The sequence below is a fragment of the Sulfurimonas sp. RIFOXYD2_FULL_34_21 genome, assembly GCF_001830805.1.
In the GTDB taxonomy this organism is placed as follows: domain Bacteria; phylum Campylobacterota; class Campylobacteria; order Campylobacterales; family Sulfurimonadaceae; genus Sulfurimonas.
Genome location: NZ_MICH01000005.1, coordinates 30,593 through 49,889 on the forward strand (window position 1 = coordinate 30,593; position 19,297 = coordinate 49,889).

The following is a 19,297-nucleotide window of genomic DNA, read 5'->3' on the forward strand; positions in this document are numbered from 1 at the left end:
ATACTTACTTAAAACTTTAAATAACCTAAGATTTCAAGAAAATAATTAATAAATAGTAGAAATAGAGAAGAGGTTGTTTATTGAAATGTTAGCAGTGTCAATAAACTTAACAAAATACACTTAATAACCTTTAGCCTGTATGGCTAAAAGTATTGACTTTGTTACTTTTTTTTTGTAATATTGCACTCGTAAACAATATAATTTAAGGAGTTTTATATGAATTTTCAACCATTAGGCAAAAGAGTCCTAATAAAAAAAGTAGAAGAGGCAAATACTACAAGCAGTGGTATTATTATTCCTGATAATGCACAAGAAAAACCTTCTAAAGGTGAAGTTGTGGCAGTTAGTTCTGAAGTGAGCGAACTATCATGCGGAGATATTGTAGTTTTTGGAAAATTTTCCGGTAATGAGATTTCATTGCAAGGTGAGAAATTTTTAGTTTTAGATACTGATGATATATTTGGAATAGTTAAATAAAAGGAATAATAAATGGCAAAAGAGATAATATTTTCAGATAATGCACGTAATGCATTAGCTCGTGGAGTTGCAAAATTAACGGATGCCGTAAAGGTAACAATGGGACCGCGAGGTCGTAATGTTCTTATTCAAAAAAGTTACGGTAGCCCGATAATCACTAAAGACGGTGTTTCTGTTGCTCGTGAAATTGAACTAAAAGACAAGTTAGAAGATATGGGTGCTCAACTTGTAAAACAAGTTGCTTCAAATACTGCAGATGAGGCAGGTGACGGTACGACAACTGCAACTGTTTTGGCAAATGCTATTTTTTCTGAAGGTCTAAGAAATATTACAGCAGGTGCTAATCCTGTTGAAGTAAAACGCGGTATGGATAAAGCTTGTGAAGCAATTTTAGCAAATCTAAAAGCATCTTCAAAAGCGGTAAACGGCAAAAAAGATATAGCACAGGTTGCTACTATTTCTGCTAACTCTGACACTGCTATCGGTGATATGATTGCAGAGGCTATGGAAAAAGTCGGTCAAGACGGTGTTATCACTGTTGAAGAAGCAAAAGGTATTTCCGATGAACTTGATGTTGTTGAAGGTATGCAGTTTGACAGAGGTTATTTAAGTCCATATTTTATTACAAATACTGAAAAAATGATTGCTGAAATAGAAAATCCTTGGATATTACTAGTTGATAGTAAAATTTCATCACTTAAAGATTTACTTCCGGTGCTTGAGCAAGTTCAAAAAACTTCTCGTCCTCTTTTAATCATTGCCGAAGACGTAGAAGGTGAGGCACTTTCGACATTAGTTGTAAATAAGCTTCGCGGTGTTTTAAATATCTCTGCCGTTAAAGCTCCAGGTTTTGGGGACAGAAGAAAAGCAATGCTTCATGATATTGCGACTTTAACGCGTGGTACTGTTATTTCAGAAGAGACGGGACATACACTAGAAGGTGCAAATATTCAAATGTTAGGTCAAGCTTCTCGCGTAGTTCTTGATAAAGATACAACCGTAATCGTAAACGGTGCAGGAGATGAAGCATCGGTTAAAGCAAGAATTGCCGAAATAAAAGTTCAAATTGATACAACGACTTCAGAATACGACAAAGAAAAATTGCAAGAGCGTTTGGCAAAACTATCTGGCGGTGTAGCAGTAATTAAAGTAGGTGCTGCAACTGAGACTGAGATGAAAGAGCGAAAAGATAGAGTAGATGATGCCCTATCGGCTACAAAAGCTGCGGTAGAAGAGGGTATCATTATCGGTGGAGGAGCTGCACTTGTTCGTGCTGCTGCAAAAGTTAAGCTTGATTTGACGGGTGACCAAAAAATCGGTGCTGAAATAATACTTCGTGCAGTAAAAGCTCCGATGAAACAGATAGCTCAAAATGCAGGTTATGATACCGGTGTTGTTGTAAACAGTGTTGAGAGTGCAGAAAATGAAAATATAGGTTTTAATGCTGCAACAGGCGAGTATGTTGACATGTTTGAAGCCGGAATTATAGATCCTCTAAAAGTTGCTCGCGTAGCACTTATAAATGCTACTTCGGTTTCAAGTCTTCTTTTAACTACTGAAGCTGCTATCTTTGAAATACCGGAAGATAAATCGTCTTCTCCAGATATGAGCGGAATGAGCGGTATGCCCGGAATGATGTAATCATTTTCATACTTCTATATCCCTCCATAATGGAGGGATTTTCTCCTCTTTTTATTGCACTCTAAATTTTAACAAACATGTAATTGATATTGCTATATGCTATAATATTTTTTATACTTAATTAGTGGAGTATTTATATGTCTGAATCTTTAACCTATGTTTCTGAAAAAGTGGGAATGATGCCCGGTACTCTTGTACATGTAGGCAGTGTATTCGAAGCTGAAACAAAAATATCGCTGGTAGATTATAACAAAGATACTATTGAAGAGAATAATATATTTTCAATAGAAGAACTTATAAAATATAAAGAAACAGACACTATTACATGGGTTAATGTTGAAGGGCTGAAAAACGTTGAAATAATCGAGTCGATTGGACAAATGTTCCATATCCATTCGCTTGTTCTTGAAGATATCTTAAATACGCATCAAAGACCTAAATTTCAAGAGGAAGATGAGTATATATACATTGTTATTAAGAGTTTGGCGCTGCAAAACGAAAAGTTATCGGTTAGTTATGAACAGATAAGTTTTTTAATACTAGATAATTTTGTTTTTACTTTTAGAGAAACCTCCGATGACCTTTTCTCTCCAATTTATCAGCAGCTTAAAAATAGCAAAGGACGATTAAGAAGCAGAGGCAGTGACTATTTAGCTTATGCAATTTTAGATGTTGTAACAGATATGAATTTTGTTTTGATAGACTCTTTAGATATTGTTATCGATTCAATTGAAGATGAACTATTAACAAATCCGACATCACAAACTCTTGTTAAAATTCAACAATATAAACGAGAACTTATTAATATAAGAAGATCTGTATCGCCTTTAAGAGAGTTGCTATCCGGTATATTAAGAAGTGATAGTACATTGATTCGCATAGAGACTCATGAATACTTTAGAGATATTTATGAACATGTAATACATGTATCAGAAGAGATTGATTCTTATAAAGATATATTGGCCGGATTGCTTGATATCTATATATCCAGCGTTAGTAATAAAATGAATGAAGTAATGAAAGTTTTAACTGTTTTTGCATCTATCTTTATACCTTTGACTTTTATAGCAGGTGTATATGGAATGAATTTTGAGTATATGCCGGAATTGAAATGGAAATTAGCATACCCGGTATTGTGGGTATTTTTTATTATATTTTCAATCATGTCATTTGTTTATTTTAAGAAAAAAAAATGGATATAACTTGAAAAAAGAGATTCTTGAACGCTATGAACGTACCCAAAACGGGGAGATTATAATTGACGTTTCTACAAAAAAAGTAGAGGATTTATATAGTAATTTTGACAAAAAATCTCACTTTTTAAAAAAAGATTTGAATCAGGATTTGGTGGATTACATAATTGATTGTGCAAAAGAGATTGAAGATGAAAAATTTATAATTAGATTTAACTTTGAATCAGAAATAGAGCTTGAGTCAATATCGAGAGTTGAAGATAGCATAAATAAATTTTTTGCTTATTTGCAAGAACGTGAACATAAAGAAATGAAAGAGATGTTAAAAAAATCTACAACTCTATTTATTATAGGAGCATTGATAGCTACGATTTCTGCATTAATGAATCAAAGCGAATTAATGCAAAAGAGCATTGTGTTTGCCGTTATAGCCGAGGGCTTGACTGTCGCAGTTTGGGTCTCTTTATGGGAAGCTTTGGCTACTTTTTTAATAAAGTGGATTCCATATAGAAAAAAGATTTTTTTATATGAGCGCATAGAAAATGCCAAAGTTATATTTAATTTTAGTGTAAAATAAGCAGAAGCTAGAGTTTATCTAGCCTCTTTTATAGCTTCAAGAGCAGCTTCATAGTTAGGCTCTGCCGTAACTTCTTTTACTATCTCTTTATAAACTACCGTTCCGCTTCTGTCAATTACAAAGACAGCTCTAGCACTAAGGCCTTTTAGTTTATTGTCATCCATTAAAACGCCGTAAGCTTTACTAACGCTTTTATCCAGATAATCACTTACTACCGATAGGTTTTCAATGCCGCTTGTTGTACAAAAACGCTCAGAAGCGAACGGTAAGTCCATAGAGACTACAGTCGTTTCGCAAATATCAAGATTGTTAACATCTTCGTTAAATCTTCTAGTTTCAGCCGCACATGTATCGGTATCAAGTGAAGGAACGGTAATTAGAAGCTGTATTTTATCTTTTGCTCCGCCGATTTCTACTTCGTTTAAATCAGTTCCGATAGCAGTTACAATCGGTGCCTTATCTCCCACATTAACGGCAACTCCTGCTAAGTTTACAACTGTGCCTTTAAACATTGTTGTCTGCATAAATATCCCTTAAATTTTTTTTAATTATATTATCATAAAAATTATGTAATTTATCTTTTATTGCGTTGGTTTTGAATATAATTAGAAAAATTTAATAATAAGAAAACAGATGCAAAATCCTTTTGAATCGGGGCATATTAAAAACTATATACTTTTTTATGCAAGCATAGTGATAATAGTTGTACTTTTTTTTATAGCAAGCACTCTTTTTCATGAAGTTAAAGATGTAAAGAAAAAAGTATTTGATACCGAGCCGAAAAAAGTTTTACATGTAGATGAAGAAAAAGTTATAGAAGATAAAAATTCCAGCAGATTTAAACTGCTAGATAGAGCTTACTAGTTACTCTTTTGTAACTATATAAAGCTGTTCGTGATTTAGACGTTTTAAAATATCCATTACGCTTACAAAGTCTTGAAATTTAGATTCTTTATCGCTTTTTAAAACAACAGTTTGTTCTTTTGAAATAAGAGATAATTTATTCTCAAGCATTTTTAAATCAACTTTTTCTTTTTCAATAAAGAGTTCGCCTTTGTTATTTACATAAACGGTTACCTCTTTCTTTATATCCTCTTTTTTAGATGCTTTTGCACTCGGAAGCTCAACCGGAATAACTCCTTGCTTTATAAAAGTAGCAGTGGTTAAAACCATGACTAAAAGCACAAGCATGATGTCTATAAAGGGAACGACATTTATCTCATCAAATCTTTTTCGTTGTTTTTTATATTTTGGCATTTTAATTTACTTGCTCTGTTTTTCTTGTTCTATGTCAAAAACAGTTAATATTTTTTCAACTTTGCGAAGTAAAAGAGTGTATGCAACAATAGCAGGCATTGCAACTATAAGTCCCATTGCAGTTGCTTTTAACGCAAGTGCAAGACCTACCATGATTTTTTTGGCATCAATAGCCGATGCATCTCCCATTGTATAAAACGTAAGCATAATTCCGATAACGGTTCCAAGCAGACCTACATAAGGAGCATTGGAACCTATTACGCTAATAACACTTATATTGTCTGTTAAATCCATCTCTAGTTCATCTCTATTTTTATAGTCTGAAACGCGGAGTGTTTTATAAAATAACATTCTCTCTATAAACAACCAAAGAGTAACTATACTCATTAGTATAAGAAGCCCCATGACTCCATAGTCAAGTGCCATTTCCGCATAAGCTAAAATATTGTTTTCCACTAATTTTCCTTGAATTTTAATATAACCGTTGTGCCTATGTCAGGTTTTGATTTGAAATTTAATAAAATCTTGTTTGCATCGCAAAATCTCTTAACCATGCTAAGACCTATACCAAATCCATGCATGCTTTCATTACTCTGGTAATAGTTGTCGAAGATTTTTAAAAGCTCTACTTCATCCATCCCGCATCCGTAATCTTGTATATGCAGAGTAAAATCGTGCAATTCTACATTTATTGTGTAAATATTGCGTGAATATTTTACAGCATTGTCTATAATGTTGTCAATGACCTTTGATAAGCCGACTTTGTCATTTTTAATTTGCGTAAAAGTTAAGTTTAGGTTGAACTCTACATGTGGATATACCTGTTTTAAAAACTCTACTCTGTTTTCTACAAGTTCATTAAGGTTTATGATTTCGTATTTTATATTTGAGCTTTGGACTTTTATCATATAATCAAGCTCATTGTATCTTTGTTGTAGCATATCGCATGCACTCTCGATTCTTTTAATTCTTTTTGAATCTTTCTCACTACTTATATTTCTTTTTAACATGTGAATATTTGTCTGAATTGTGCTGATTGGAAGATTTAGTTCATGTAGCGTCTCAGTAGAGAGATTTTGAAGATTTGTCATATGCTCAAATAGGGGATCAACTGAGAGTTTGGAAATTATAACTCCGGCAAATATGATTAAAATAAGTAAAATAAGCAGTAGCGAAAAAAAGTTTTCTGTTTTTACTACCGCTATATAATAGTATAAAATACTCATAAGGGAGATGACTGTTAGTGTGTAGTATATAAAGATACTAATACGAAGATTACGAAACAAGCTTATACCCGACACCGCGAATATTTTCAATATTCATCTGCGGAATTAACTGTTTTATGCGATTTATATAGACTCTAACCGCACCCTCGCTTCCGCCCTCACTGCTGCTCCATAACTCGTCAAAAATCAACTCTTTTGGTACAGTATTATTTGCATGTTTCATTAAAAGCAAAAGAAGGTCGTACTCTTTTTTAGATAGTTCTAGTTCTTGGTTTTTGTAAAATATACGTTTATGGATATCGTCATTGCAAAGAAACCCTACACAAGTCACACTATCACATTTAACTCTTTTTAGAATCGCTCCGATACGAAATAGCAGTTCATCGGTATCAAAAGGTTTTGTTAAAAAATCATCTGCTCCGCTTAAGAAACTTTTTTTTAACATCTCTTTGTCTTTATGAGATGTTAAAAAAATTGCAGGAGTATTGTCATTTGAAGCCCTAAGTTCTTTAAGAAGAGTAGTCCCGTCTATAAGCGGTACATTTATATCTAAAAGATAGAGGTCAAACTTCTTTTTAAATGTCATGTCAAGGGCATTTTGACCGTTTGGAACATGAGTAACTTCTAAATTGCTCTCTTGTAATAAGTCAACAATAGTCTCTGCAAAGAGAATATCATCTTCTAAGAACAGAACTCTATTCAACGCTTTGTATTGCCCAGTTAATGATTTTGCCCCCGTACATAGGAATGACACCGTTGTAATTTTCAGGTACTACAAAAGGGCGTTTTTCTAAAATTACCTCTTTAAACTCAGGACAGATTTTATAGATACTTTGTGCATTGTCGCTTACAAAGGCTTGAAGATTATCTAACTTATCGTACTGCTCAAAAATCTCACACAAAAGCTGAAGAGCAATAGGTGCGCTGAAAACTCCTGCGGCACAGCCTGAGCACTCTTTTTTCTCTTTTGGATGAGGTGCGGAGTCTGAACCGAACATAACTTTTGGATGAGCTTCTAATGCAACGCTTAAGAGAGCATCTAAATCTTCAGGTCTTTTTGCGATAGGTTTGCAAAAATTATGAGGCATCATCATTCCGCCCACAACATCATCAAGCGTTAAAAGTAGATGGTGAACAGTAATTGTCGCATATAAGTTTTTATATTTGTCCAACATGTCAACGGCAGCTTTAGTTGTGATGTGTTCCATTATGATTTTTAAATCAGGAAAATTTTTCGCAAGAAGTTCGTAAATGCTCATAAACTCTGCTTCTCTGTCCATAACAAAACCGTTAGTTTCGCCGTGAACACAAAGTGGAATTCCCAAAATACTCATAGCTCCAAGAGTTTCGCGCATCTCTTCTATGTTAAAAGATGAAATACCGCTATCGGAGTTAGTTGTGATTCCCGCAGGATATAATTTAATTGCAGTGATATGTTCTGCAACACTTGCTAAAAACTTTTTATCGTAATTTTTATAAAAAAGTGTCATGTACGGTTCAAAATAGTCGTTTGGAGCGGCTGCAATAATCCGAGCTTTGTAAGCTTTTACATCTTCTAGTGTTTCTATTGGCGGAACAAGGTTTGGCATAATTAACGCACCGCTAAAGCTATAAGCACTAAGCGGAGCGACGTTTTCAAGCATTACACCGTCACGAAGATGTAGATGCATGTCAAGCGGCATCAAAATAGTATGAGTTTTCATTTTTTCCCTTGGCAAATTAATATTTAAAGTGTGTAAATTATAGCCAAATAGGGGTTAAATTTTTATATCACCCAAATATTTTATCAGTATTTTATAGAGCTCTTTTACATCTATAGGCTTTAGCAAATAATCTTGCATACCTAACTCTTTTGCTTGTTCAATCTCCTTAGCATCCGTATTTCCGCTAAGTCCTACTATCGCAATATTGTCATATTGTTTATTTCTTCTTATGCTTTGAGTTGTCATATATCCGTCTAAGTTTGGCATATTTATATCCATTAAAATTAAACGCGGAAAATCATGAGTGTTTTGCAAAAGTTTCAAAACTTCAAGCCCGTCATTGGCAAACTCTATCTCGATTTCTGTATCTTTTAAAAGTCCGCTCATAACTTTTTGATTTATTATATTGTCTTCTGCTATAAATATTTTATGTTTTCCTAGCGCTTTTATAGAATCTTTTGGAGATGCATTTATTTGTTCTAAGTTGCCATTTAGAGAGAGTTTATTGTAAATATTAGTTAGCGCATCAAAAACCATCTGTTGATTAAAAGGTCTCTTTAGAAGCTCATCGATAGTTTTATTTTCTCTTTTTTTACTCTTTAAGCTACTCATCCAATTTTCTATCACTACTATTTTAGCAGCTGTTTTTTCTTTATATGATGCAAAATCAAATATATCAAACATGTTTTCATCTATAAATAACAGATCAAATTTCTCTTTATTTAGGATATCTTTTGCTTCATCAACGCTCGACGCAGTGTGTGATACTATATGAAAATAATCCAATAAATACTTAAGAGAATTTATAGATTTTTCATGAGAATCCACGATAAGCACTCTCCACTCCATTATATTTTTCGAAATAAGGCGATATTTTCTTTTTGAAATGGTAGTATCATTGGTTAGGTGTATATTTACAAAGAAAGTACTTCCTTCTCCGTAGATGCTTTCCGCCCATATTCTTCCTCCCATCATCTCCACAAGCTGTTTTGATATTGTAAGCCCAAGACCGGTGCCGCCATATTTTCTGCTTATATCATGCGAAGCTTGAGAGTAACTTTGAAAAAGATTTTGTAGATGCTCTTGGCTCATACCTATTCCGGTGTCTGAGACCTCAAATTGTATATTTGACTCCTCTTCATTAGACTCTATAGTCTTTATGCTAAGAATAATTTCGCCCTTATCCGTAAACTTAACGGCATTACTGATAAGGTTTAAAAGAATTTGAGAGATTCTAAGCGGGTCTCCAAGATAGTTTTTTCCTATATTATGGTCTATATCAAAGATAATATTTATACCTTTTTCTTGTGTTTTTAAGCTAATCATATCTGCTAGATAGCTCAAAATTACATTTAAATCAAATGAAGTTTTCTCCAGAGTTAATTTTCCGGCTTCTATTTTTGAAAAATCAAGTATATCGTTAATAATGCCAAGGAGCATATTTGATGATCTGTTTATAATCTTAATATTTTCTCTTTGTGATTCGCTAAGAGTGCTATCATCTATTAATATTTGGCTCATACCTATTATGGCATTCATAGGCGTCCTTATCTCGTGACTCATGCTTGCGAAAAACTCACTTCTTTGTTCAAGTTTTCTTTGAGACTCTTCTAACTTGCTCTCATACTGAGTTACAATTTCAGAGATATCTTTATCTATCTCTAAGCTGCGTGCCAGCAAGTTGCTGTAATCAATTTTTTCTGCTATATTTGAGATTGTTTTATTTATGGATAACTTGTTTAGCGGTTCATATATAAAATCATCAAAACCTTTTATATAATATTCGGATAAATTTTCATTGTTATCTAGCTTAACTCTTATTATAATTCTTTGTCTTGGATTTATTTTTAAAATTTCATAACAGATATCAAGCCCGAATCTGTTGTCAAGTATGATTAAATCAAAATAAAAACCGTTTATCTCTTCAAAATTAACATACTTACTTAGAGTATCTTCAACTCCAATGGAAGTATGAAAAATTTTTGACATATATTGCAAGATTCTTTGATTAAAAAAGTTCTCTTCATTGTATTGTGCATACAATATAGAGAGATTTTTATAAATATTCAACGAATCTTTTATATCTGCACTCATCTGCATTCTAATCCTAATCTTTTCATTATCTGAAAATAAACAGCTCCTAAAGAGAGTTTTTAGCTTTTTCTATCAAATCACCGATAGCTTTTTCATAAAGTTTTGCCTCTTCTTGAGAAGTTGATTCAAAACGTGTAACTAAAACCGGAGTCGTGTTACTAGCTCTTACCAAACCCCATCCGTTTTCAAAATTAATACGCACACCGTCAACGTCTATAATGTTTTTAATAGTCGGAAATGACTTAGGCGGGGTTTTAAGAAGTTCTTTTATCTTATCGATTATTTTAAACTTCACAGACTCTGTAGTATGAACTTTTATCTCCTCTGTAGAATATACATGTGGAAGTTTTGCCAGTTCCGCATCCAAATCAATTCCGTCATGAACAAGTTCTAACATTCTAAGCGTTGCATAAATTGCATCATCATAACCAAAGTAGCGATTTTTAAAAAATACATGTCCGCTTACCTCGCATGCCAAATCGGCATTTACCTCTTTCATCTTAACTTTTAGATTAGAGTGACCTGTTTTGTACATGATAGCAGTTGCACCGCGCTTCTCAAGTTCATCGTACATAACCTGTGAGCATTTTACTTCTCCGACAACCGTAGGCCTGTCCATCTTCATAGAGTATAAAAGAGCCATCATATCGCCCTTTATATTATTTTTGTGAGTTAAAACTGCAATTCTATCGGCATCTCCGTCGTATGCAAAAGCTATATCGCCATCTGTCTCTAGGAGTTTTTTAATATCTTCTAAATTATGCTCGTCTGAGGGATCAGGATGATGGTTGGGAAAAGAGCCGTCAGGATTTACGTATAACCCTTTTGCATTTAGATTTAATGCTTTAAAGATATCTTCGGTAACTATTCCCGCAACACCGTTTCCGCAGTCATATACGATTCTTATAGGCATGTCTTTTAGATGAGAAAATTCATTTACTAAAAAGTTTATATATCTCGTCACGGCGTCTATTTTTGTAACATCTCTTGTTGTTTTTGCAGGTAACTCCAAGCTAGCACATTCACGTCCTAGAGCGTAAATATCTTCTCCGAAAAACGGTGCTTTGTCTATAGTTATTTTAAAACCGTTGTATTCGCTTGGATTGTGTGAGCCTGTAATCATAACTGAAGCTGAGGGAGTAATACCGTTCCACTCCTGATAGTTTGTGAAGTAGTTAACGGGAGTAGGAACAAGACCCATATCTAAAACTTTTTTACCGCCGGCATTTAAACCGTGAACAAGGTACTCAAATAAAATAGGCGAGTGGCTTCTAGCATCATATCCGACAGCTACATATTCGCCCTCTATCTTAGAAGCTAAAGCGTACCCTATACGGACAACACTCTGCTCATTTAACTCTTTTTCAAAAATTCCTCTAATGTCATACTCTCTGTAGATGCTCACTATTTATGCCTTTAATGGTTTTGTAAACGTATTTTACAATAACTCTCTTTTTATTGGGCAGTAAATAGTGATAAATCTTTAGTGTCTGATAATTAATTTATGCTCTTTTATCTTGTTTATCAAATTTGCGATAAATGAGGTCTTTTTCTCCTCTTCGGCTATTGTCTTTGTAGCTTTTAGGTTGAATAATTCCATTTTTTTATCAAGATAGCTTGTGTTTAGATTTCCTGCTATAAAGTCTGCATCTTTAACTATCTCTCTGTGAAGAGAAAGGTTCGTGATAACTCCGTCGATATAAAATTCATCTAAAGCCCTTGATGCTTTTTTTACGGCACCTTCCCAGTCAAGCGCCCAAACGATAAGTTTTCCTACCATTGAGTCGTAGTTTGGCGGGATTGTATAACCTGTATAGACGCTTGAATCAAGGCGAACTCCTGGTCCTCCTGGGGTTATATAGTTTGTGATAGTTCCGATTGAGGGCATAAAGTTATTTTGAGGATTTTCTGCGTTTATCCTAAACTCTATTGCATATCCACGGAAATTTATCTCTTCTTGAAGATATTTTAGTTTGTCTCCCTCTGCTATCTCTATCATTCTCTGAATTATGTCGATTCCTGAGATAATTTCAGTTACTGGATGTTCAACTTGAACCCTTGTATTCATCTCTATAAAGTAGATATTGTCATTTTCATCAAGTAGATACTCAACAGTTCCTACACTCTCATATCCTAGTTTTAGCATCGCTTTTGTAGATATTCTATAAAGCTCTTTTCTTGCCGCAGGATTAAGTCTAGGCGATGGAGCAATCTCGATTACCTTTTGGTGTCTTCTTTGAATAGAACAATCTCTTTCTCCTAAATGCACGACATTGCCGTATTTGTCTGCTACGACTTGAATCTCTATATGTCTTGGATTTTCAACATATTTTTCGATAAACACTTCGCCTTTTCCAAAATATTTTTTAGCTTCATTTGTAGCGGAGTCAAACATCTCATCAAAAAGTTTTGCACTCTTTACTATTCTCATGCCTCGTCCACCGCCGCCAAATGCAGCTTTTATGATAACGGGGAAACCTATTTTTGCGGCGATTTTACCGCCTTCTGCCTTATCTACTATCGGCTCATCCGTTCCTTCTAAAACAGGTACGCCAATCTCTCTCATTGCTACTTTAGAAGCCATTTTATCGCCAAAGAGAGCTATGTGAGCTGGTTTTGGACCGATGAAAATTATGCCTCTGTCTTCACATGATTGTGCGAATTCTGCGTTTTCAGACAAAAAACCATACCCCGGATGAATAGCGTCACATCCGGCTTTAAGTGCTAGTGTGATGATTCTGTCATAGTCAAGATAAGCTTGGAGCGCATCTCCGGTTATCGGGTAGCACTCATCTGCTTTTTTTACCCAAATACCTTCAACGTCAACCTCTGAAAAAATTGCCACGCTTTTTATATCTAACTCTTTACATGCTCTAATTATTCTTAGAGCTATCTCGCCTCTGTTTGCAACTAGTATTTTAGAAATTTTTTTCATCTCTGTGCCTTGCGGATAAATTTTGACGAAATTCTATAACTTTAAAAAAATAAATTCTTCACTATTAATGCTTATAAAGCTATCTGTTCTTGCTAGAAATATAGTTAATTTGTGTCTAAAAAATATTTTATTTTTGCTACAATATAAACCATGAAAAAAGCAACACTTCAAAAAAGAGTACAAATTGCCAATGATATCATGTACTATATATACACACATATAGATACAAATATAGCGATGGATGAGTTAAGCGAAGACTTGAAAATTAGCAAGTTTCATATGCATAGAATTTTTAAAGACTTGTTTGGAAAAAATATCTATGAGAGTATAAAATCTATAAGACTTCAAAAAGCCTCAAATCTGCTTTTAACAAATAAATATTCAACTATCAGTGATGTAGCAAATATCTGCGGATATAACTCTCAAACATCATTTTTACGCGTATTTAAAGAGCGTTTTAGCATGACGCCAAAAGAGTGGAAAAATGGCGGATATAAGAAATTTTCGCAGCACATTATCGAGCAATCTCCTAAAGCAAAAAAATCAACTGCAAAGTTTGATCACCTAAAACCGACAATCGTAAAAATGCCGCTGATTGAGAGTTACTACATAAGACACAGCGGCTATAATGCACTAATTAGTAGCACATGGCAGAAGCTTCAAACTTGGGTTTTTAGTAACAATATAACAGAGTATAAACAGATAGCTCTTTTTCACGATAACCCGACCATAACTCCGCTTAGTGAGTGTCAATATGTAGCATGTATAGTTGTTGATAAAGGTATAAAAGTAAAGAGTGATAGATTGCCTAAATTTAATATCGCTGAGGGGATATATGCAAAGTTTGATTTGGTTGGGGAACAAGGTGATATGTTAAAGTTTATGCAATGGGCTTATCATGAATGGCTTCCAAAGAGCGAATACGAAACCACAACAAAACCGCCTTATGTCGTATATAGAAAAAATAATTACCTATCCGATGATAATGAGTTTGATATAAGTTTTTATCTATCTATTAAATTTTAAAAAACAATAATACAATCTCTGCCGTTTTTCTTAGCTTTATAGAGAGCCAAATCTGCATTTTCGATTAACTCTTTGGAGTTCTTGTTTATATTTGGTATAGTACTGCTAATACCAAAGCTCATAGTTACGGCTTCAAGTACAATACCTTGAAAAATGAATGAGTCGGCATTTTTTATACTGTTTTGTATTTTTATACATAACTCTTTTGCTAAGTCAATATTTGTATCGTACATAACTATAACAAACTCTTCTCCGCCGTATCTTGCAATAAAATCTGTATTTCTTTTAAGTGATTTTTTAAGTATTTGAGCAATATTTTCTAAAATAAAGTCTCCTGCTAAGTGCCCGTATGTATCATTTATCCTTTTAAAATAATCTATATCACACATGATAATGGAGATTTCAATATTGTTTCGTTTTGCAAGCTCCCAACTTTTTTGAAAGTACTCTTCAAAATATCTTCTATTTGATAATTGTGTCAACTCATCGGTGACAGATAAGGCTTGAAGTTTTTTATTCGCCTCTTCTAGCTCTTTGGTTCTCTTTTTTATTTTATCCTCAAGCGATAAGTTGATTTCATCCAAAATTTTTGTATGTGTTGCTATTTTTCCAACCATTGATATTATGGCGTTGTGTATAACTCCTACTTCATCTAGTCTTTGGGAAGGAGTTAGTGTAAAATTATTGAGTTTGGGGTTATATGCTAAAACATTCTCACTAAGTTTTTTTAGATGTTTAAACTCTTTTTTAATTAAAATAACAAATATGCTCAGCAGTATAAACGTAATAAAAAAGATTTTTAAAGTTGTTTCCCTATTTTTGGACAATAATATTTGGTAATCTTTATCGGAAAAATGTAAAGTAACGTTACCTAAAGTCTCCCCGGTAATGGAATCTACTATGCTTTTATTGCAAAAATTAATGCCAAATTTTTCACTATGATGCTTATCTTCATATTTTTCTCCATAACTGTAACTCAATTTATTATCAGAGTCTAACAGTTCAATATATTCCAAATCTAGATTTTGTCTTGCAATATAATTTAAATACTCTTTATTAGAGTTGTCTAGCCCTAAAGAGATATTTAATCCTATAATAGGAGTAATAGTATCTATCAATAATCTGTTTTTAGAGCGCTTTGATTCAATGAATTGCTCAATAATATTTTGGGAGAGTTGATAACGCTCAAGTCCTACAAGTAATATCGTAAAAAGAATGATACCAATTATAGTTTTAATCTCTATGCTTATGCTGCGAATCAATTTTTTAATATTAAAAATCATCTCTCGTGCTCTTTGTATATTTTTGATACCCTTAATAAAATATTGTCAAGCTCTATTTTATTCTCTGTTATTGCTTTCATATTTATATAGGGTAAAACTTTTCTTCCTATAAAAAGTGATATTTGAACTCCGTAATCAAGAAGTTCCTCTTCATAAGACATTGATAAAATATTTTGCCTATTTAAATATAAAACTGCTTCTTTAATATTGTTTCTATCGGAATTAAATATAAAAGCTAGTTGAGCAGTTTTACACTCGCCAATATTGAAATAACTGCTACTTATAAATTTTATAGGATAATTTTTTATACCATCAGGATAGTTTGTATTGATTTTATCAATAAAAGACAGAGCAACCCTCTCATCGATTTTATCATGCAGCACGCATATTTTTATTTCAGTTTCTATTTTGTTTTTTTGACTGCTCATTATGATAAAGCGAGGTGCAATCTTTGAAAAAATATTCAGTACATCCTCATCATACGTAGAAGCATCCAATATGATGCCGATAATGAGGAACATGTAAATGATTTTGGCTTTAAATATATCAATCTCCTACAGTTAATCTTTATACCTATCTCTAATAAGTATCATTTTATCAATATTTTGCAAAAATATATCTGTTAAAATTGGATCAAAATGTTTAGCTTTCTCTTCTTTAAAAAAATCGATAATTTTTTCCAGTTCCCATGCTTTTTTATAAGTTCTATCGCTTCCTAGTGCATCAAAAACATCGGCAATAGCACTAATTCGCCCAAATATATGAATCTCTTCGTTTTTTAGAGCATTAGGATAACCTGAACCATCCCACTTCTCATGATGAGTGTATGAGACAATGGCAGCCGCCCTTAAGATAGGTCTGTTTGAATTTTTTAAAATATCATAACCTGTTTTACTATGATTTTTCATAATAACCCACTCATCCTCATCTAAGGGACCGGGCTTTAGCAATATACTATCAGGTATGCCGACTTTTCCTATATCATGCATTGGTGAAGCAGCATAGAGTAGATTTACATCCTCTTCACTTAAATCTGCCAATAGTGCTAACTCTTTTGAGTACTCTGAAACGCGTTTTACATGTGAGCCTGTCTCTTTTGATCTGCTCTCAACAATTTCGCTCATTTTATTTATAATCTCTTTTTGAGTATTTTCCAACTCTTGGTGAAAAGTCACTATATTTGTAACATCGCGTCTAATGGCCAAATATTCAACTATATTTTCATCTTTATCTAAAATCGGAACAATAGTGCTATCTACATAGTAAATTTTTCCATCTTTTGAGATATTTTCAAATTGTCCTTTCCATGTCTTTTTGCTAGAGATAGTTTGCCATAACTCTTTATAAAGCCTTTTTGCTTTTAGAGAGTCTAAATGTTTTATAATCGAGTGTGATTGACCGATAAGTTCATCTTTTGTATAGCCCGATATATCGCAAAACTGTTGGTTTACATAAGTTATATTTCCATTTATATCGGTACGAGATAGGATATTGCTCTGATCTATAGCATTTTGATATGCCTGTGCTGATCTATATGCTTCATAAAAATTTTCATTTGAGAGATTTAAGTCTTTGACCAACTGCTCTTTTATGGTTTCAAGTTCTGTAACATCAGTCCTAATTCCTATATACTCAATAATATTTCCATCACAGTCAATTATAGGGTTTATAACGGTATTTACATAATAAGCTTCGCCGTTTTTCTTTTTATTTTTGACCTTTCCGCTCCATGGTTTTTTGCTTTGTATGGTTTCCCACATCTCTTTAAATGCTTCAGATGGCATATCAGGGTGCCTTACAATGCTATGGGGGTTACCTATAAGCTCTTGAGCGCAATAGCCTGAAATATCGCAAAATTTTTTATTGACAAAAGTTATTACCCCTTTTGAATCTGTTTTTGAAACAATGCTGCTTATATCAACAGCGTCCTTATACTCTTTTAAAATTTGCTCATTGCAGTGTGTATCGCTAGAGTGCTCTATCATAGAAAAATCTCCCAAACTCTACTCATCAATCATATTTTCTATTAAAATAAACAGCTCGGCACTGGCAATTTCCATCTCTTTAAAATCTTCTAAAATGCGCTCTTTATTATCTATACATGTATCTTTTCCCTCAATGTATTTCATCGCATCTATTGCTTTGTTGTGAACAACAGCATGCGGTTTATCTATATTTTGATAATTTTTTGTATGTCCAAACTGTTCTTTGCCATCACCAAAGTACCACATTCCAAGGCGACAACCATGATGTTCGCTAAACTCTCCAACTTTTTTTGCAAAAGTTATTGAACTATAGGCATTTGCTTTAAATAGGATATGATCAATCATAATAAGATTTACAAAAATACGATTTTTTATATTTTGTACTTCATCTTCTATGGCTTCATTTGAATCACGAAGATGAGTCATACTATCGCCAAAGGTATTCATAAGGCTGCTAAACTCTTGTACAACGTCACGCATAGACTCAGAACTGCTTGACATCTCCATACTCTCTTGCTGTAAGACTTGAACAGTTGTTCTTATTTCGGCAGTAGCTTTTTGTGTTCTCTCTGCAAGTTTGCGCACCTCGTCGGCAACGACTGCAAATCCTCTTCCATGCTCACCAGCGCGCGCGGCTTCTATTGCCGCATTTAAAGCCAAAAGATTTGTCTGATCAGAAATATCGCTTATAAGGTCTATAACGGTAGTAATCTCTTTTGTACGCTCTTCTAGCGAGTGGGTAGATTGCGTATTGTTATCTAGCAGCTGATTAAGTCCATGAAGCTTCTCCCCTACGTTTTGTGACTCATTTGCTAGTTTGATACTCATTTGAGTTGCTTCTTTAATATTTTGTGAGATAATTTCTAGCTTCTGGGTATTATTTTTAAAGCTGTTGTTAAGAGATTTAAGCTGTTCATTATTTTTGTTAATCGTACTTAAATCAGCGTTTAGCTGTATTCTCATCTGTGTTATATGATTAAGATTCATAACCTCTATGCTCTCGTTTATTCTATTACCTGCAAGAGCGAAAGCGGGATTTAATCCTGTAGTATTAAACTTTCTAAAAAACTCATTATTTCCCGCATAGTTAATTGAAGTGCTCATCTCTCTCATAAAAGTTTCCATCTGGTCTATAAGATTGTTGATTTGATGACCTATCATTCCCGCTTTTCCTGCATCGGAAATTTCCGTAATACGAGTTTCAAGATTTCCTTGTACGGCACTGTTTAAAACATCGATTGATTTATTCATACATGTACTTAATTTAAAAATAGAGGAGTTAAACAGTACTCCCATCCCAATATATAAAACTAAAAGCAGCGTATCTACAACACTAAATCCTTCAAAAAATAGTTTTACCAAATAGCCTACGAAAAAAGTCGTAAAAATCGTATATCCTATGATTTTTAGTTTATATAGATAGGATAAATTTGTCATAACGACCTCCGTTTTGAGCAAGTAAATTATTAAACAGTTCTCCTGATGAAGCCATACCGCCGTTTTTTTCTGCATGTAGAAGCTGTTTATAAATAGGTTTTATGATTTGGAGTGCATTTGGAGATGGTTTTCTTCGTACGGAGTGATAACCGATAATATTTCCTCTTGCATCATAGGATGGTGTTACGTTTGCAAACACCCAATAATAGTCGCCGTTTTTAGATTTGTTGATAACATAAGCATAAATCTCTTGACCCTTTTGTACCGTATCCCACAATAATTTAAAAACAATTTTTGGCATATCGGGATGACGAATTATATTGTGAGGTGCTCCTAGAAGTTCTTTTTCTGCATATCCTGCCATCTTTAAAAAAAGATTATTGCCGTATGTTATTTTACCTTTTGTGTCTGTTTTGGAAACAATAATTTCATTGTCAGGGAACGTTATCTCTCTCATATTATT

The 19,297-nt window shown here is 33.5% G+C and carries 20 protein-coding genes; 6 read left to right on the forward strand and 14 right to left on the reverse strand.

Annotated elements, in window-relative coordinates; genetic code table 11:
• Window positions 1-216: 216 nt before the first annotated feature.
• From groES to A2530_RS03120, 4 genes are all read left to right on the forward strand, one after another.
• The gene (groES, locus tag A2530_RS03105) at window positions 217-477 is read left to right on the forward strand and encodes a co-chaperone GroES (protein WP_294885618.1); all 261 of its coding nucleotides are present in this window, start codon (window positions 217-219) and stop codon (window positions 475-477) included.
• Window positions 478-489: 12 nt separating this feature from the next.
• The gene (gene groL, locus A2530_RS03110) at window positions 490-2,118 is read left to right on the forward strand and encodes a chaperonin GroEL (RefSeq protein WP_294885620.1); all 1,629 of its coding nucleotides are present in this window, start codon (window positions 490-492) and stop codon (window positions 2,116-2,118) included.
• A gap of 137 nt (window positions 2,119-2,255) precedes the next feature.
• Entirely contained in the window at window positions 2,256-3,320 is a 1,065-nt protein-coding gene (gene corA / locus A2530_RS03115; protein WP_294885622.1) for a magnesium/cobalt transporter CorA, read from the forward strand.
• Window position 3,321: 1 nt separating this feature from the next.
• Window positions 3,322-3,888: a hypothetical protein gene (locus A2530_RS03120; protein WP_294885624.1), complete on the forward strand. Its 567-nt coding sequence runs from the start codon at window positions 3,322-3,324 to the stop codon at window positions 3,886-3,888.
• Window positions 3,889-3,902: 14 nt separating this feature from the next.
• Here the strand turns inward: A2530_RS03120 and tpx are convergent, their stop codons facing one another.
• The gene (tpx, locus tag A2530_RS03125) at window positions 3,903-4,412 is read right to left on the reverse strand and encodes a thiol peroxidase (protein WP_294885626.1); all 510 of its coding nucleotides are present in this window, start codon (window positions 4,410-4,412) and stop codon (window positions 3,903-3,905) included.
• Between the two features lie 109 nt (window positions 4,413-4,521).
• On the opposite strand from tpx, the gene A2530_RS03130 reads away from it, so the two are divergent.
• Window positions 4,522-4,752, forward strand: a complete 231-nt coding sequence (locus A2530_RS03130; RefSeq protein ID WP_294885627.1) for a hypothetical protein — start codon at window positions 4,522-4,524, stop codon at window positions 4,750-4,752.
• Here the strand turns inward: A2530_RS03130 and exbD are convergent, their stop codons facing one another.
• The 8 genes from exbD to A2530_RS03170 all read right to left on the reverse strand — a co-directional run bounded on the left by exbD (window position 4,753) and on the right by A2530_RS03170 (window position 13,103).
• Complete coding sequence (gene exbD / locus A2530_RS03135; RefSeq protein ID WP_294885629.1) at window positions 4,753-5,145, reverse strand: TonB system transport protein ExbD; 393 nt, start codon at window positions 5,143-5,145, stop codon at window positions 4,753-4,755.
• Window positions 5,146-5,151: 6 nt separating this feature from the next.
• Window positions 5,152-5,601, reverse strand: a complete 450-nt coding sequence (exbB, locus tag A2530_RS03140) for a TonB-system energizer ExbB (protein WP_294885631.1) — start codon at window positions 5,599-5,601, stop codon at window positions 5,152-5,154.
• The gene (locus A2530_RS03145; protein WP_294885632.1) at window positions 5,601-6,371 is read right to left on the reverse strand and encodes a HAMP domain-containing sensor histidine kinase; all 771 of its coding nucleotides are present in this window, start codon (window positions 6,369-6,371) and stop codon (window positions 5,601-5,603) included. Before A2530_RS03145 ends, exbB begins: the two co-directional genes overlap by 1 nt.
• 49 nt (window positions 6,372-6,420) lie before the next feature.
• On the reverse strand, window positions 6,421-7,074 hold the full coding sequence (locus tag A2530_RS03150; protein ID WP_294885634.1) for a response regulator transcription factor: 654 nt from the start codon (window positions 7,072-7,074) through the stop codon (window positions 6,421-6,423).
• Window positions 7,067-8,074, reverse strand: a complete 1,008-nt coding sequence (pyrC, locus tag A2530_RS03155; protein ID WP_294885635.1) for a dihydroorotase — start codon at window positions 8,072-8,074, stop codon at window positions 7,067-7,069. The genes A2530_RS03150 and pyrC overlap by 8 nt, the downstream gene beginning before the upstream one ends.
• A 54-nt stretch (window positions 8,075-8,128) precedes the next feature.
• Window positions 8,129-10,174, reverse strand: coding sequence for a response regulator (locus A2530_RS03160; RefSeq protein WP_294885636.1), 2,046 nt, complete (start codon window positions 10,172-10,174; stop codon window positions 8,129-8,131).
• 40 nt (window positions 10,175-10,214) lie between these two features.
• A complete protein-coding gene (locus A2530_RS03165; protein ID WP_294885637.1) occupies window positions 10,215-11,573 on the reverse strand; it encodes a phosphomannomutase/phosphoglucomutase in 1,359 nt (452 codons plus the stop codon).
• Between the two features lie 78 nt (window positions 11,574-11,651).
• A complete protein-coding gene (locus A2530_RS03170; RefSeq protein ID WP_294885639.1) occupies window positions 11,652-13,103 on the reverse strand; it encodes an acetyl/propionyl/methylcrotonyl-CoA carboxylase subunit alpha in 1,452 nt (483 codons plus the stop codon).
• A gap of 150 nt (window positions 13,104-13,253) precedes the next feature.
• Between A2530_RS03170 and A2530_RS03175 the strand changes: the two genes are divergently transcribed.
• A complete protein-coding gene (locus A2530_RS03175; RefSeq protein WP_294885641.1) occupies window positions 13,254-14,129 on the forward strand; it encodes a GyrI-like domain-containing protein in 876 nt (291 codons plus the stop codon).
• Here A2530_RS03175 and A2530_RS03180 read toward each other — a convergent pair.
• From A2530_RS03180 to A2530_RS03200, 5 genes are read right to left on the reverse strand one after another with little or no spacing between them, the layout of a single operon-like run.
• Complete coding sequence (locus tag A2530_RS03180) at window positions 14,126-15,412, reverse strand: GGDEF domain-containing protein (RefSeq protein ID WP_294885643.1); 1,287 nt, start codon at window positions 15,410-15,412, stop codon at window positions 14,126-14,128. The genes A2530_RS03175 and A2530_RS03180 overlap by 4 nt on opposite strands.
• Window positions 15,409-15,933, reverse strand: a complete 525-nt coding sequence (locus tag A2530_RS03185; protein ID WP_294885645.1) for a YfiR/HmsC family protein — start codon at window positions 15,931-15,933, stop codon at window positions 15,409-15,411. The genes A2530_RS03180 and A2530_RS03185 overlap by 4 nt, the downstream gene beginning before the upstream one ends.
• Before the next feature lie 39 nt (window positions 15,934-15,972).
• On the reverse strand, window positions 15,973-17,397 hold the full coding sequence (locus A2530_RS03190) for a PAS domain S-box protein (RefSeq protein ID WP_294885647.1): 1,425 nt from the start codon (window positions 17,395-17,397) through the stop codon (window positions 15,973-15,975).
• An 18-nt stretch (window positions 17,398-17,415) separates the two neighbouring features.
• Window positions 17,416-18,834 carry a methyl-accepting chemotaxis protein gene (locus tag A2530_RS03195; protein WP_294885649.1) on the reverse strand — a complete coding sequence of 473 codons (1,419 nt, stop codon included), beginning with the start codon at window positions 18,832-18,834 and terminating at the stop codon, window positions 17,416-17,418.
• Window positions 18,809-19,291 (reverse strand): PAS domain-containing protein, encoded by a 483-nt coding sequence (locus tag A2530_RS03200; RefSeq protein ID WP_294885651.1) that lies wholly within the window; start codon window positions 19,289-19,291, stop codon window positions 18,809-18,811. Before A2530_RS03200 ends, A2530_RS03195 begins: the two co-directional genes overlap by 26 nt.
• Between the last annotated feature and the right edge of the window lie 6 nt (window positions 19,292-19,297).

What these genes read in the sequence shown, in the direction of transcription:
- groES (WP_294885618.1), top strand. Translation starts at nt 217, where the DNA reads ATGAATTTTCAACCATTAGGCAAAAGAGTCCTAATAAAAAAAGTAGAA.
- groL (WP_294885620.1), top strand. Translation starts at nt 490, where the DNA reads ATGGCAAAAGAGATAATATTTTCAGATAATGCACGTAATGCATTAGCT.
- corA (WP_294885622.1), top strand. Translation starts at nt 2,256, where the DNA reads ATGTCTGAATCTTTAACCTATGTTTCTGAAAAAGTGGGAATGATGCCC.
- tpx (WP_294885626.1), bottom strand. Translation starts at nt 4,412, where the DNA reads ATGCAGACAACAATGTTTAAAGGCACAGTTGTAAACTTAGCAGGAGTT.
- A2530_RS03130 (WP_294885627.1), top strand. Translation starts at nt 4,522, where the DNA reads ATGCAAAATCCTTTTGAATCGGGGCATATTAAAAACTATATACTTTTT.
- exbD (WP_294885629.1), bottom strand. Translation starts at nt 5,145, where the DNA reads ATGCCAAAATATAAAAAACAACGAAAAAGATTTGATGAGATAAATGTC.
- A2530_RS03145 (WP_294885632.1), bottom strand. Translation starts at nt 6,371, where the DNA reads ATGAGTATTTTATACTATTATATAGCGGTAGTAAAAACAGAAAACTTT.
- pyrC (WP_294885635.1), bottom strand. Translation starts at nt 8,074, where the DNA reads ATGAAAACTCATACTATTTTGATGCCGCTTGACATGCATCTACATCTT.
- A2530_RS03160 (WP_294885636.1), bottom strand. Translation starts at nt 10,174, where the DNA reads ATGCAGATGAGTGCAGATATAAAAGATTCGTTGAATATTTATAAAAAT.
- A2530_RS03170 (WP_294885639.1), bottom strand. Translation starts at nt 13,103, where the DNA reads ATGAAAAAAATTTCTAAAATACTAGTTGCAAACAGAGGCGAGATAGCT.
- A2530_RS03175 (WP_294885641.1), top strand. Translation starts at nt 13,254, where the DNA reads ATGAAAAAAGCAACACTTCAAAAAAGAGTACAAATTGCCAATGATATC.
- A2530_RS03180 (WP_294885643.1), bottom strand. Translation starts at nt 15,412, where the DNA reads ATGATTTTTAATATTAAAAAATTGATTCGCAGCATAAGCATAGAGATT.
- A2530_RS03185 (WP_294885645.1), bottom strand. Translation starts at nt 15,933, where the DNA reads ATGTTCCTCATTATCGGCATCATATTGGATGCTTCTACGTATGATGAG.
- A2530_RS03190 (WP_294885647.1), bottom strand. Translation starts at nt 17,397, where the DNA reads ATGATAGAGCACTCTAGCGATACACACTGCAATGAGCAAATTTTAAAA.
- A2530_RS03195 (WP_294885649.1), bottom strand. Translation starts at nt 18,834, where the DNA reads ATGACAAATTTATCCTATCTATATAAACTAAAAATCATAGGATATACG.
- A2530_RS03200 (WP_294885651.1), bottom strand. Translation starts at nt 19,291, where the DNA reads ATGAGAGAGATAACGTTCCCTGACAATGAAATTATTGTTTCCAAAACA.